Genomic DNA, 13,868 nt, shown 5'->3' with positions numbered 1-13,868 from the left:
GGGCGGGGGGGGGGGCACGCGGCGGCCAGGAACGCGCCGACCGACCGGGCGTCGCCACGCCCTTGCCTGTGGCCTGACCCTTGCCGCTGCTTCTATAATGCGCGGTTTTCGAGCAGCCCCGCCGACCGAGCCTTCCGATGAAAGACAGCATTCGCCACCTGATCCAGCAAGCCCTTGACCGCCTCACCGCCGATGGCGTGCTGCCCGCGGGCCTGACCCCGGCCATCCAGGTGGAGAACACCAAGGACAAGAGCCACGGCGACTTCGCCAGCAACATCGCCATGATGCTGGCCAAGCCCGCCGGCATGAAGCCCCGCGACCTGGCCGAGAAGCTGATCGCCGCCCTGCCGGCCGATCCGTCCATCAGCAAGGTGGACATCGCCGGCCCCGGTTTCCTGAATTTCTTCCAGAACACCGACGCCCTGGCCCAGCGCCTGGAGGTCGCCCTGGCCGATGAGCACCTGGGCGTGCGCAAGGCCGGCGCGGCGCAGCGCGTGGTCATCGACCTGTCCTCGCCGAACCTGGCCAAGGAAATGCACGTGGGCCACCTGCGTTCCACCATCATTGGCGACGCCGTGGGCCGCGTGCTGGAGTTCCTCGGCGACGAGGTGATCCGCCAGAACCACGTGGGCGACTGGGGCACCCAGTTCGGCATGCTGCTGGCCTACCTGGAAGAGAACCCGGCGTCGGCGGAAACCGAGCTGTCCGACCTGGAGCAGTTCTACCGTGCCGCCAAGCAGCGCTTCGACGACTCTGAAACCTTCGCCAACCGTGCCCGCGAGCTGGTGGTCAAGCTGCAGGCCGGCGATGCCGAGTGCCTGCGCCTGTGGGCGCGCTTCAACGAGATATCCCTGTCGCATTGCCAGAAGGTCTACGACCGCCTCAACGTGCGCCTGACCCCGGCCGACGTGAAGGGCGAAAGCGCCTACAACGCCGAGCTGCCCGGCATCATTGAGGCGCTGCGCGCCCAGGGCCTGCTCACCGAGGACCAGGGCGCCCAGTGCGTGTTCCTCGACGAATTCAAGAATGCCGAAGGCAACCCGCTACCGGTGATCGTGCAGAAGGCCGGCGGCGGCTACCTGTACGCCACCACCGACCTGGCCGCCATGCGCTACCGCAGCCAGCAACTGAAGGCTGACCGCGCGCTGTACTTCGTCGACCAGCGCCAGGCCCTGCACTTCCAGATGGCCTTCGAAGTGGCCCGTCGCGCCGGTTTCGTGCACGCCGGCATGCAGCTGGAGCACATGGGCTTCGGCACCATGAACGGCGCCGACGGCCGTCCGTTCAAGACCCGCGACGGCGGCACCGTGAAGCTGATCGACCTGCTCGACGAAGCCGAGCAACGCGCCTACGCCCTGGTGAAAGGCAAGAACCCCGAACTGGACGAAGCCGAGCTGCGCACCATCGCGCGCGCCGTCGGCATCGGTGCCGTCAAGTACGCTGATCTGTCCAAGCACCGCACCAGTGACTACAGCTTCAACTTCGAACTGATGCTGAGCTTCGAGGGCAACACCGCGCCCTACCTGCTGTATGCCTACACCCGTGTGGCCAGCGTGTTCCGCAAGCTGGGCAAGGGCCTCGACGAGGTGGACGGCCAGATTCATATCCAGGCCGAACAGGAGCAGGCCCTGGCCGCCAAGCTGGCGCAGTTTGGTGAAGTGCTCAACAGTGTTGGCGAAAAGGGCGTGCCGCACCTGCTGTGCGCCTATCTGTACGACCTGGCCGGACTATTCTCGAGCTTCTACGAGCACTGCCCGATCCTCACCGCCGAGGACGAAGCCACCCAGCAAAGCCGTCTGCGCCTGGCCGCCCTGACCGGCCGCACCCTCAAGCAGGGGCTCGAACTGCTCGGCCTGGAACCTCTGGAGCGCATGTAAATGGCTGCCGCCGCACGCAAGAAACCTGCCCCCAAGCGTGGCGCCAGCCGCCCGCAGGCGCCTGCGAGCAAAAAGCAGCTGCCGGCCTGGGCCTGGCTGGCGTGCGGCCTGCTGATCGGCGGTTTCGTCGTGTTTCTCGCCACCCTCGAGCCCGGCAACGAGGCGGTGAAGCGCCCAAGGGAAACCACCGCCCCGAAACAACCGACTGAACCCGCGGCGCCCAAGCCCAAGTACGACTTCTATACCCTGCTGCCCGAGTCGGAAGTCATCGTCCCGCCGGAGCCGGTCAAGCCACCGCCCAAACCGGCGCCCAAACCGGTCACCCCGCAGGAGGCCGCACGCATCGACACCCAACGCGCCGAGATGGCCCTGCAGGGCAAGGTGCCGCCCCCTCCGCCACCGGTGGTTGCCAGCGCTGCCACCGGCAGCACCAGTCAGTTTTTCCTGCAGGCCGGTTCCTTCCCCACCAAGGCCCAGGCGGAGAGCGTGCGCGCGCAGATCACCCTGCTGGGCCAGATCGCCCGCCTGGAGTCCGGCACGGTTGGCGATCGCACCTGGCACCGCGTGCTGGTCGGCCCGTTCAGCAATCGCGAGCAGATGGGCCAGGCGCAGCAGGTGCTCACCAGCAATGGGTTCAGCAACCTCCTGCCGCAACAGCGCAAGGTGAATTGACGCGCCTCGCGCCGCACCGCCTTCGACGTTCGTCGCCCTTCGCTTGAAGCCTCCACCGGGCACCCCCATATCGGCTTGCATTCGGGCCGTCGGCCCCGCTGCGTGGAGATTTTCCCCTTGACCACCATCGTTTCAGTGCGCCGCAACGGCAAAGTCGTCATGGGTGGCGACGGCCAGGTTTCCCTGGGCAACACCGTGATGAAAGGCAACGCCAAGAAGGTCCGCCACCTCTACCACGGCCAGGTGCTGGCCGGTTTCGCCGGCGCCACCGCCGATGCCTTCACCCTGTTCGAGCGTTTCGAAGGCCAGCTGGAGAAGCACCAAGGCCACCTGGTGCGCGCCGCCGTGGAGCTGGCCAAGGACTGGCGCACCGACCGCTCGCTGAGCCGCCTGGAGGCCATGCTGGCGGTGGCCAACAAGGACGCCTCGCTGATCATCACCGGCAACGGCGACGTGGTCGAACCCGAGCACGGCCTGATCGCCATGGGCTCCGGGGGCGGCTTCGCCCAGGCGGCCGCCATGGCCCTGCTGCAGAAGGGCGACCCGGCGCTGTCCGCCCGCGAGATCGCGGAAACCGCGCTGAACATCGCCGGCAGCATCTGTGTCTTTACCAATCAGAACCTGACCCTCGAAGAGCTGGACTCCGCGGTCTGACCCGATCGCGCCCACTCCGGAGTAACCGAATGTCCATGACCCCCCGCGAGATCGTCCACGAACTCAACCGCCACATCATCGGCCAGGACGAGGCCAAGCGCGCCGTCGCCATCGCCCTGCGCAACCGCTGGCGGCGCATGCAGCTGCCCGCCGAGCTGCGCCAGGAAGTCACCCCCAAGAACATCCTGATGATCGGCCCGACCGGTGTCGGCAAGACCGAGATCGCCCGCCGGCTGGCTCGCCTGGCCAACGCGCCCTTCATCAAGGTCGAGGCGACCAAGTTCACCGAGGTTGGCTATGTCGGGCGCGACGTGGAATCCATCATTCGCGACCTGGCCGACGCCGCGCTGAAGATGTTCCGCGAGCAGGAAGTGGCGAAGATGCGCCACCGCGCCGAGGACGCCGCCGAGGAGCGCATCCTCGACGCCCTGCTGCCGCCGGCGCGCAGCTTTGGCGAGGAAACCGCACCGGCGCAGGATTCCAACACCCGCCAGCTGTTCCGCAAGCGCCTGCGCGAAGGCCAGCTGGACGACAAGGAAATCGACATCGAGGTGGCCGACGGGCCGACCGGCATCGAGATCATGACCCCGCCGGGCATGGAGGAGATGACCAACCAGCTGCAGAGCCTGTTCGCCGGCTTGGCCAAGGGCAAGAAGAAAACCCGCAAGCTGAAGATCAAGGATGCGCTCAAGCTGATCCGCGACGAGGAAGCCGCACGGCTGGTCAACGAGGAGGAACTCAAGGCGTGCGCCCTGGAGGCCGTCGAGCAGAACGGCATCGTGTTCATCGACGAGATCGACAAGGTGGCCAAGCGCGGCAATGTCGGCGGTGCCGACGTGTCCCGCGAGGGCGTGCAGCGCGACCTGCTGCCACTGATCGAGGGCTGCACGGTCAACACCAAGCTGGGCATGGTGAAGACCGACCATATCCTGTTCATCGCCTCCGGCGCCTTCCACCTGTCCAAGCCCAGCGACCTGGTGCCGGAGCTGCAGGGCCGCCTGCCGATCCGCGTCGAGCTCAAGGCCCTCTCGCCACAGGACTTCGAACGCATCCTCAGCGAACCCCATGCCTCGCTCACCGAGCAGTACTGCGAACTGCTGAAGACCGAAGGGCTGGACATCGAATTCGCCGCCGATGGCATCAAGCGCATCGCCGAGATCGCCTGGCAGGTCAACGAGAAGACCGAGAACATCGGGGCGCGACGCCTGCACACACTGCTGGAGCGCCTGCTCGAGGAAGTCTCGTTCAGCGCCGGTGACCTCGCCGCGGCCCACGGCGAGCAGCCGATCCGCATCGACGCCGCCTACGTCAACCAGCACCTGGGCGAGCTGGCCAAGGACGAGGACCTGTCGCGCTATATCCTTTGATGGAAAAGCGTAGGGTGGAAAACCCGCACAGCGGTTTTCCACCACCTTCGCTCCCCGCCTCGAGCGGTGGACAATCGCTACGCGAGTTGTTCACCCTTCCGGCTTCCCGCTTTCAGCGAGTCTCTCCATGCATATCCCCACCGCGATCAAGCTGCACAAGGCCTCGAAAACCCTGGAGCTGCGCTACGGCGAGCAACGCTACCTGCTCAGCGCCGAATTCCTGCGCGTGCACTCGCCCTCGGCCGAGGTGCAGGGGCATGGCAATCCGGTGCTGCAATACGGCAAGCAGCAGGTGGCCCTCACCGGCCTCGAGCCGGCCGGCAACTATGCCCTCAAGCTGATGTTCGACGACGGCCATGACAGCGGCCTGTACAGCTGGGACTACCTGCACCAGCTGGCCACCCATCAGGACGAACTCTGGCAGGACTACCTGCAGCGACTGAATGCCGCAGGCCGCTCCCGCGACCCCGACGAATCGGCCGTGCGCCTGATGCTCTGACCTCCGCTCCACGCCCCATTCCAGGGCCCGCGCCCGGCCAACGCCCCAGGCCGGCGCAGCCCTGTTCGGCATCTGTGCCGTTTCGCACACCAGACCACCATTCGGCGTAAAAAAACCGCCTGAAACTGGCAAGTGCGCGAATGTCGCCTATACACCTGATGCGGTTCGACCCGGCCCCTGCGCCAGGGCCGCTCACCGCCCACGCTGTACGCCCCATTCCGGGTCGCGCGGCATTCTCGCATCAGGAGATGGAGCTTCATTTCGATGAGCACGGACATGCAACAACCCCTCGCCCTGCACGGCTGCAAACCCCATCCGATTGCCGGACTGCGCGGAAAGGATCTGCTCAATTCTTCCCGCCAGGTTCTCACCCAGACCGTTCGCCAGCCGGTGCACAGCGCCCGGCACCTGCTGCGTTTGGGCAGCGCCCTCAAGGATGTCCTGCTGGACAAGTCCGACCTGCGCCCCGACCCGGACGACCGCCGCTTCAGCGACCCGGCCTGGAAGCTCAACCCCATCTACCGCCGTTATCAGCAGGCCTACCTGGCGTGGCGCAAGGAACTGCATGACTGGCTGGAGACCAGCAACTTGCCCGCCGACGATATCCGCCGCGGTCACTTCATCCTCAACCTGCTCACCGAGGCCATGGCGCCCACCAACAGCCTGGCCAACCCGGCAGCGGTCAAGCGCCTGTTCGAGACTGGAGGCGCCAGTCTGCTCAAAGGGTTGTCGCAGCTGTCCCGCGATATGGTCAGCAACGGCGGGCTGCCATCCCAGGTCAACAAGGCGGCCTTCGAGGTCGGCCGCAACCTGGGCACCACACCGGGCTCGGTGGTGTTCCGCAACGAGCTGCTGGAACTGATCCAGTACCAGCCGACCACCGAGCAGGTGCACACCCGACCGGTGCTGGTGGTGCCGCCGCAGATCAACAAGTTCTATATCTTCGACCTGAGCCCGGACAAGAGCCTGGCCCGCTTCAGCCTGGACAGCGGGCTGCAGACCTTCATCATCAGCTGGCGCAACCCGACCCGGCAGCACAGCCACTGGGACCTGAACCGCTACATCGAGGCGCTCAAGGAAGCCGTGGACGCCGTGCTGGCAATCACCGGGAGCCCGGATCTGAACATGCTCGGCGCCTGCTCCGGCGGGGTTACGGCCGCCGTGTTGCTGGGCCACTACGCCGCGCTGGGGGACAACCGGATCAAGGCGCTGACCCTGATGGTCAGCGTGCTGGACACCGACTTCGACAGTCAGTACGCGCTGTTCGTCGACGACAAGACCCTGGACGCCGCCAAGCGCCGCTCCAGCGAAGCCGGTGTGCTGGAAGGCCGCGATCTGGCCCGGGTGTTCGCCTGGATGCGCCCCAACGACCTGATCTGGAATTACTGGGTGAACAACTACCTGCTCGGCAACCTGCCGCCGGAGTTCGACATCCTCTACTGGAACAACGACACCACCCGCCTGCCGGCCGGCCTGCACCATGACATGATCGAGCTGTTTCGCAACAACCCGTTGCGCACGCCCGGCGCGCTGGAGGTGTGCGGCACGCCCATCGACCTGAAGTCCATCGAGGCCGAGGTGTTCTGCATCGCCGGCACCACCGACCACATCACGCCCTGGCAGGCCAGCTACAGGTCCGCCCGGCTGTTCGGCGAACACTGCGAATTCGTGCTCTCCAACAGCGGTCATATCCAGAGCATTCTCAATCCGCCCGGCAATCCCAAGGCGCGCTTCCTGCACGGCGCAGCCCTGGAGGAGGACCCGGATGCCTGGAAGGCCGGCGCCACTGAACAGCGCGACAGCTGGTGGCTGTACTGGCGCGACTGGCTGCAGGCGCGCTCCGGTGAGCTGAAGAAGGCGCCGCGCCGCACCGGCAACCGTGCCTTCCCGGCGGCCGAACCGGCGCCGGGTACCTACGTCCACGAGTGCTGATGCACCGGGGCGGGCCGTATCGCCCCCTGAAGGAGTGCCGCCGCCCCGGCGGCGGCACCGGACGCAGCACGCCCACCGACCGGAGGATTGGCGCATGTCGCAGTCATTCGTTTTCCGCACCATCATCCTCGACACACAGACGCTGCGCACCGCGGTGCGCCCGGGGTCGTCCCATCTGCCACCCCTGCTGATCTGCAACGGCATCGGCGCCAACCTGGAGCTGGTGCTGCCCTTCGTCAACGCGCTACCCGCGGACCTGGAGGTCATTGCCTTCGACGTGCCCGGCGTGGGGGGCTCCTCCACGCCGTTGCTGCCCTATCGTTTCGGCGGCCTGGCGCGCCTGATGGCACGCATGCTCGACTACCTGAACTATGGGCAGGTGAATGTCATCGGCGTTTCCTGGGGGGGCGCACTGGCCCAGCAGTTCGCCCACGACTTTCCCGAGCGCTGCAAGAAACTGGTGCTGGCGGCCACCTCCGCCGGCGCCTTCATGGTGCCCGGCAAACCGAAGGTGCTGCTGCGCATGGCCAGCCCACGGCGCTACCTGCAGCCTTCCTACGGCGCAAAGATCGCCCCGCACATCTATGGCGGCGCCTTCCGCCGCGATCCAGAGCTGGCGCTGGAGCACGCCAGCAAGATCCGCTCCGGCGGCAAGCTGGGTTACTACTGGCAACTGTTCGCCGGCCTGGGCTGGACCAGCCTGCCCTGGCTGCATCGCATCCGCCAGCCGACCCTGATCCTCGCCGGCGACGATGACCCGATCATCCCGCTGGTCAACATGCGCCTGCTGGCCTGGCGCATTCCCAATGCCGAACTGCATGTCATCGATGACGGCCACCTGTTCCTGATAACCCGGGCCCGCGCGGTTGCGCCGATCATCATGGCCTTTCTCGAAGAAGAGCCGAAGCGCGCGGTCATGCACCCGCCCGGCGGGCTGGCGCGCGCCAGCTGAGTGATGACAAGGAGTGTTGCCCATGCACGAGCCCAGGCCGGCCAGCGCCGACTTTCCCCCAACGCGTTTCACCGCCCGGCAGGCGATCATCGGCCTGCGCGGGCGCGATCTTCGTTCCAGCCTCGGCCTGCTGCTCGGCCAGGGGCTGCGTCAGCCGCTGCATACCCTGCGCAACGGCCTGGCGCTGACCGGCAAGCTGGCCCGCGTGCTGCGTGGCGAAACCCTTCACACGGTGGGCGACGACCCGCGCTTCGCCGACCCGACCTGGCATGACAACCCGGTGTACCGGCGCACCCTGCAGGCCTACCTGGCCTGCCAGCAGCAATGGCTCAGCTGGCTGGAACAGAGCAACCTGCCCAGCGACGACCGCGACCGTGCATTGTTCCTGGCCACCCAGTTGAGCCATGCGCTGTCGCCCTCCAACAGCCCGCTCAATCCGCTGGTGGTCAAGGAGTGCTTCGACACGGGGGGCGCCAGCCTGCTGCGCGGCTTGCGCCAGCTGGCCCATGACCTGCCGAGGGGCCTGCCCAACCAGGTGCCTGCCGATGTGTTCCAGCTCGGTGTCAACCTGGCCACCACCGCCGGCACGGTGGTGTTGCGCAACGAGGTACTGGAGCTGATCCAGTACCACCCGATGACCGAGCAGCAGCACGCCGTGCCGTTGCTGATCGTGCCGCCGCAGCTCAACAAGTTCTACATCTTCGACCTCAATGCAAAGAAGAGCTTCGTGCAGTACTGCCTGAAACAGGGCATCCAGGTGTTCATGGTCAGCTGGCGCAACCCCGGCCGCGCACAGCGCGAGTGGGGCCTGTCCAGCTACGTGCAGGCCCTGGAGGAGGCCATGGATGCCTGCCGCTCCCTCTGCGCCGCCGAACAGGTCAACCTGCTCGGCGCCTGTGCCGGCGGCCTGACCATCGCCGCCCTGCAAGGCTACCTGCAGGCGGTCGGCCGCCTCGGCCAGGTGGCCAGCGCCACGTACCTGGTCAGCCTGCTTGACAGCCAGCTCGATGCCACGCCCCTGCTGTTCGTCGACGAGGAAGGCCTGGAAGCTGCCAAGCGCCACTCCTACCAGCAGGGCGTGCTGGACGGCCGCGAGATGGCACGCCTGTTCGCCTGGATGCGGCCCAACGAGCTGATCTGGCCGTTCTGGGTGAACAACTACCTGCTCGGCCGGCAGCCGCCACCCAACGACATCCTCTACTGGAACAACGACAACACGCGCCTGCCCGCCGCCCTGCACGGCGAGCTGCTGGATTTCTTCAAATTCAATCCGCTGGCGCGGCCCGGGGGCCTGGAAGTGTGCGGCCAGCCGGTGGACCTGTCGCAGGTGACGGTGGACAGTTTCAGCGTGGCCGGCCGCAACGACCACATCACGCCCTGGCAGGCCGCCTACCGCTCGGCACGCCTGCTCGGCGGCCAGCGCCGCTTCCTGCTGGTCAACAGTGGGCACGTGCAGAGCATCGTCAATCCGCCCGGGCACCCGAAGGCCCACTACCAGGAAACCGATCGTCTGGATGCCGAGTCGCAGACCTGGCAGGCGATCAGCCAGACGCATGCAGGCAGTTGGTGGCCGCGCTGGATCGAGTGGCTGCAGGCGCATGCCGGCCCGCTGCAGGCAGCGCACGACACGGCGGGCAACGACGACTATCCGGCGCTGGACCCGGCCCCGGGACGCTACGTGCATCAGCGTCTGGAGACCCGCGCATGAAAACCCGGGAGCGCATCCTGGAATGTGCACTGCAGTGCTTCAATGCACGCGGCGAGGCCAATGTCTCGGTGCTGGAGATCGCCACCGAGCTGGGCATCAGCCCAGGCAATCTCTATTACCACTTTCGCGGCAAGGAGCCCCTGGTGCTGGCGCTGTTCGAGCGCTTCCGCCAGGAGCTGGCGCCACTGCTGCAGCCGCCGCCGAACGATGCACGGCTGGCCATCGAGGATTACTGGCTGTTCCTGCAGCTGCTGGTGGAGCGCCTGGAAGCCTATCGCTTCCTGTTCCAGGACCTGGCCAACCTGGCCGAGCGCCAACCCACCCTGGCCCGCGGGGTACGGGCCTGGCTGGCACAGCTCAAGCACTGCCTGGCCAGCCTGCTCGCCCAGTTGCAGGGGCAGGCACGCCTGCAGGGCGAGCCTTCTGTGATCAGCGAGCTGGTGGAGCAGATCACCCTGACCCTGCTGTTTGCTCTGGACTACCAGCGCATCCTGGGGCGCCGGGCCGACATCGAACAGGTGGTCTATCAGCTGATGATGCTGGTCTCGCCGCACCTGTCGGACGCGTCGCGCCAGGACACGGCCAGTCTGGCGCGGCGCTATCGAGGGTAACGGCCAGCGGTTGGCACTGGAAGCGAAACGCCCCGCGCAGGCGGGGCGTTCAGGCCTCCTTATTGCGAGGCGGTTTCCGGCGTTTCGGCCTGCGGCGCTTCGACCACAGCCTTGGGCTTGCGCGCACGCGGCTTGCTCTCGCCGCTGCGCGCGGGCCTGCTGGCCCGGGTTGCCTTCTTCGGCGCCTCGTCCGCCGGCCTGGCGGGCTCGTCCTGCACCAGCCGCAACGCGCTCAGCCGGTCCAGCTGACGATTCAGGGCCTCGATCTTGTCGTCCAGGGCCAGGATTTCGTGGCGGCTCGGTACCCCCAGGCGCGTGATCGCGCTGTTCAGGCGCTTGTCGAACGCCTCCTCCAGCGCATTCCACTTGCCCAGCGCCTTGTCCCTGGCCTCGGCAACCCGGCTGCGTGCGCCGTTCCTCACCGCCTCGACCTCGTCGCGGACCATTTGCTCGGTTCTTTCGCCTTCGCGCACCAGCGACTCGAACAGCTTGCTGCCGTCTTCGCCGATTTTCGCGTAGGCGCCCAGACCGGCCAGCCAGATCTGCCGCGAATACTTCTCGACATCCTCGCTCCAGCCGCTCTGCTTGCGCTTGTCAGCCATGATGGCCTCCTTGTTACGGCTTGGCCGTACGCACCAGCATTTCATTCAGACCGTCGAGCTTGTCCGACAGCGCCTCGATATCGGCGCGGCTCGGTACGCCGGCCCGCTTGAGCACACGGCCCACGCGCGCACCGACCCGCTCCTCGACCTTTTCCAGTCGCGAGTCGACCCGGCGACGGACCGACTTGAACCGGTCGGTGGCCTGCTCGAGCTTCTCGCTGACCAGTTGCTTGCCCTGGGTCTCGGCTTCTTCGCCACTGCGTACCAGCTCGCGGAAGTAGCTCAGGCCCTGGCGACCCAGGCTGGCGTAGACACCGATGCCGGCCAGCCACAGCTGGCGAGCGGAATAGCGGACACCCTCCAGCACCGGGCGGGCGGCTTCTTCATTCACTTTCTTCAATGCTGTCTTGACCATGTTGCACCTCTCCACTGGTGGGTAAGAACACGCCCGTTTCGCTGGGCTCGTGGTGCACGCTAGTCGGCAGGATTAGAAATCTCATACTAGAAGCGACAAAAACGGATAGCGGTGAGTCATGCGTCTCCAGTTTCGCGTCCGCTGGACGAAACAGGCGGGTCACCCCCGCCGCAGAGCGAGGGGGAGTAACCCGAGACAGGAGTCCTCATGTCCCTTTTCCATCGCCTGCTGGCGAACCTGCCCATGACCCGCAAGCTCGGCCTCGGCTTCGGCTTCGCGATCCTCTTCACCCTGCTGGGCAACCTGTATGGATTGCGCAGCCTGGACCAGCTGATCGACGGCAGCCTGTTGCAGAACCGTCTGGCTGAGGCGGCTCGCCTGGCGGAAACCATTCCGCCGCTGCAGCTGCGCTTCGACAAGGATGCCCACCCCCGCCACGCCGAGCAGCTTGCCGCACTGGAAGGGGGCATTGCCGAACTGCTGCGCGGCGCGCGTCAGGATGACCCGCGCATCCACCGCGAGATCGACGCCAACCTGCAGCGTCTGGCCGCCATCCGCACCGCGTTCGATGCCCTGATCGCGGCCCGCGCGTCGCGCGAGCAGAGCCGCCAGGTAATGATCGGCAACGGCAACAAGGCCATGGCCGCGCTGACCGCACTGGAGGAACAGATCGACGCCGCGCTGCAGGCCAACCCCACGGACACCGCCCTGCATCGCCAGAACCGCGCGCTGGGCGACCTGGTCAAGCGTGTGCTGGAAACCCGCTACCTGGTCCGCGGCTTCGTGTTCCAGCACACCGACGCCTCCTTCGAGCTGGCCATTCCGGGCTTCCAGCGCGCCCTGGACCAGGCGGCGACCCTGCGCCAGTTGCTGCCTGCGCGGCATGTCCCCTACCTCGACGAGCTCAGCCAGTACCTCACCCTGTATCGCCAGGGCATCGAATCCTTCAAGGACGGCCTGGCGCAAACCGCCGCCGCCCACGCCGCCCTGCTGGAACACCAGAGCGAGGCGGTGCGCGCCATCGGCGAGCTGAACGCACAGGTTCGCGAGCGCATGGAGGCGCAACTGTCCCTGGCCTTCCAGGTCACCCTCGGCCTGATGCTGCTGGCCATCCTGCTCGGCACCGTGGCGGCCGTGGTGATCGCCCGCCAGGTGACCGAGCCGCTGCGCAAGACCCTGGAGTTCGCCCAGCGCATCACCAGCGGCGACCTGCGCGCCGACCTGGTCAGCGACCGCCACGACGAGCTCGGCTTGCTGCAGCGGGCCATGCACCAGATGCGCGAAAGCCTGCGTGAACTGATCGGCAGCATCGACGGCAGCGTCACCCGCATCGCCAGCTCCGCCGAGGAGCTGTCGGCGATCAGCGCACAGACCAGCAGCGGCGTGCAGCATCAGAAGGCGGAGACCGAGCAGGTCGCCACCGCCATCAACGAGATGGCCGCCACGGTGCAGGAGGTGGCCCGCAACGCGGCCAGCGCCGCCGCGTCCAGCAACCAGGCCGAACAACAGGCGCACGCCGGTCAGCGTGTGGTGGCCGCCGCGCTCGAGCAGATCGAGCGCATGGCCGCACAAGCCAGCCGCTCGGCCGAAGCCATGCAGCGCCTGCGGCACGACAGCCAGGCCATCGGAAGCGTGCTGGATGTGATCAAGAACGTCGCCGAGCAGACCAACCTGCTGGCGCTCAACGCAGCGATCGAAGCGGCGCGTGCCGGCGAAGCCGGACGCGGTTTCGCAGTGGTCGCCGATGAGGTGCGCGGCCTGGCGCAGCGCACCCAGCAGTCGACCCGGGAGATCGAGCAACTGATCGCCAGCCTGCAGGAGGCTGCCCAGCACGCGGGACAGTCGATGGACGAGAACCGCACCCTGAGCGAGGACACCGTGACCCTCGCCCGTGACGTCGGGCAAGCCTTGCGCGACATCACCGCACAGGTGTCGCAGCTCCAGGACATGAGCCAGCAGATCGCGGCGGCGGCCGAGGAGCAGAGCGCGGTCGCCGAGGAGATCAACCGCAGCGTGACGCAGGTGCAGGACATTTCACAGCAGACTGCCTCGGCCAGCGAGCAGGCCGCCACCTCGACGGTGGAACTGGCGCGCCTGGGCGGCGACCTGCGCCAGCTGACCCAGCGCTTCCGGCTGTAGCCTGGCCGTTGCGGCAGCGCCGGCCTGGCTCTCGCGCAGCGTCAGGCCAGCTCGCGGTCCAGGGCCGACTCGATCTCGCTCTGCAGCGGCCCGCGCATCGCCGACAGCAGCAGCCCGAGGCTCAGTTCGATGCGCACCGCGCGTTCATCGATGGCGATGTGACCCTTCACCCCGCTGCGCTCGACATCCAGCCGGTCGCCGCGCCACTGGCAGCGCAGCTGATACTCGCGCGCCAGGCGCGCGGCCAGCGCCTCGACCTTGTCGCGCACGGCCTCGCGGCCAAGCTGGTGGGATCGTTCGACACGAATGGTGGCCATCGCATACTCCGGGGTCGGGCAAAAAAACGCGCCAATATACTCCAGTTCGCCACGCCGGGTTGCTGATCGCATACATGGTCGGCTCCGGCGCCAGCGGTTAGAATGCCCGCCACTTTTCATCAG

Annotated in this window: 13 protein-coding genes; 10 read left to right on the top strand and 3 right to left on the bottom strand. The window is 67.0% G+C overall.

The genetic code is table 11. The features are described 5' to 3' along the window. Positions 1-137: 137 nt before the first annotated feature. The 9 genes from argS to AS93_RS0107370 all read left to right on the top strand — a co-directional run bounded on the left by argS (position 138) and on the right by AS93_RS0107370 (position 10,272). Entirely contained in the window at positions 138-1,877 is a 1,740-nt protein-coding gene (gene argS, locus AS93_RS0107410; RefSeq protein ID WP_027590029.1) for an arginine--tRNA ligase, read from the top strand. After that, the gene (locus AS93_RS0107405; protein WP_027590028.1) at positions 1,878-2,549 is read left to right on the top strand and encodes an SPOR domain-containing protein; all 672 of its coding nucleotides are present in this window, start codon (positions 1,878-1,880) and stop codon (positions 2,547-2,549) included. Positions 2,550-2,666: 117 nt separating this feature from the next. After that, complete coding sequence (gene hslV / locus AS93_RS0107400; RefSeq protein WP_027590027.1) at positions 2,667-3,203, top strand: ATP-dependent protease subunit HslV; 537 nt, start codon at positions 2,667-2,669, stop codon at positions 3,201-3,203. A 29-nt stretch (positions 3,204-3,232) separates the two neighbouring features. Beyond that, positions 3,233-4,570, top strand: a complete 1,338-nt coding sequence (hslU, locus tag AS93_RS0107395; RefSeq protein ID WP_027590026.1) for an ATP-dependent protease ATPase subunit HslU — start codon at positions 3,233-3,235, stop codon at positions 4,568-4,570. 127 nt (positions 4,571-4,697) lie between these two features. After that, complete coding sequence (locus tag AS93_RS0107390; RefSeq protein WP_027590025.1) at positions 4,698-5,069, top strand: DUF971 domain-containing protein; 372 nt, start codon at positions 4,698-4,700, stop codon at positions 5,067-5,069. A gap of 276 nt (positions 5,070-5,345) precedes the next feature. After that, complete coding sequence (gene phaC, locus AS93_RS0107385; protein ID WP_234702695.1) at positions 5,346-7,001, top strand: class II poly(R)-hydroxyalkanoic acid synthase; 1,656 nt, start codon at positions 5,346-5,348, stop codon at positions 6,999-7,001. A gap of 94 nt (positions 7,002-7,095) precedes the next feature. Further along, complete coding sequence (phaZ, locus tag AS93_RS0107380; RefSeq protein WP_027590023.1) at positions 7,096-7,953, top strand: poly(3-hydroxyalkanoate) depolymerase; 858 nt, start codon at positions 7,096-7,098, stop codon at positions 7,951-7,953. Between the two features lie 22 nt (positions 7,954-7,975). Next, positions 7,976-9,661 (top strand): alpha/beta fold hydrolase, encoded by a 1,686-nt coding sequence (locus tag AS93_RS0107375; RefSeq protein WP_037008688.1) that lies wholly within the window; start codon positions 7,976-7,978, stop codon positions 9,659-9,661. Next, a complete protein-coding gene (locus AS93_RS0107370; protein ID WP_027590021.1) occupies positions 9,658-10,272 on the top strand; it encodes a TetR/AcrR family transcriptional regulator in 615 nt (204 codons plus the stop codon). The genes AS93_RS0107375 and AS93_RS0107370 overlap by 4 nt, the downstream gene beginning before the upstream one ends. A gap of 59 nt (positions 10,273-10,331) precedes the next feature. On the opposite strand, the gene AS93_RS18885 is transcribed toward AS93_RS0107370, so the two are convergent. Beyond that, positions 10,332-10,874, bottom strand: coding sequence for a phasin family protein (locus AS93_RS18885; RefSeq protein WP_037008692.1), 543 nt, complete (start codon positions 10,872-10,874; stop codon positions 10,332-10,334). Between the two features lie 13 nt (positions 10,875-10,887). Continuing rightward, positions 10,888-11,289 (bottom strand): phasin family protein, encoded by a 402-nt coding sequence (locus AS93_RS0107360; protein WP_027590020.1) that lies wholly within the window; start codon positions 11,287-11,289, stop codon positions 10,888-10,890. 207 nt (positions 11,290-11,496) lie between these two features. On the opposite strand from AS93_RS0107360, the gene AS93_RS0107355 reads away from it, so the two are divergent. After that, positions 11,497-13,428 carry a methyl-accepting chemotaxis protein gene (locus AS93_RS0107355; protein ID WP_027590019.1) on the top strand — a complete coding sequence of 644 codons (1,932 nt, stop codon included), beginning with the start codon at positions 11,497-11,499 and terminating at the stop codon, positions 13,426-13,428. Positions 13,429-13,469: 41 nt separating this feature from the next. Here AS93_RS0107355 and AS93_RS0107350 read toward each other — a convergent pair whose 3' ends face one another. Further along, complete coding sequence (locus AS93_RS0107350) at positions 13,470-13,745, bottom strand: polyhydroxyalkanoic acid system family protein (protein WP_027590018.1); 276 nt, start codon at positions 13,743-13,745, stop codon at positions 13,470-13,472. Between the last annotated feature and the right edge of the window lie 123 nt (positions 13,746-13,868).

It is taken from the genome of Pseudomonas sp. RL (assembly GCF_000647775.1).
Lineage (GTDB): Bacteria > Pseudomonadota > Gammaproteobacteria > Pseudomonadales > Pseudomonadaceae > Serpens > Serpens flexibilis.
This window is presented reverse-complemented; position numbering and strand designations above follow the sequence as displayed.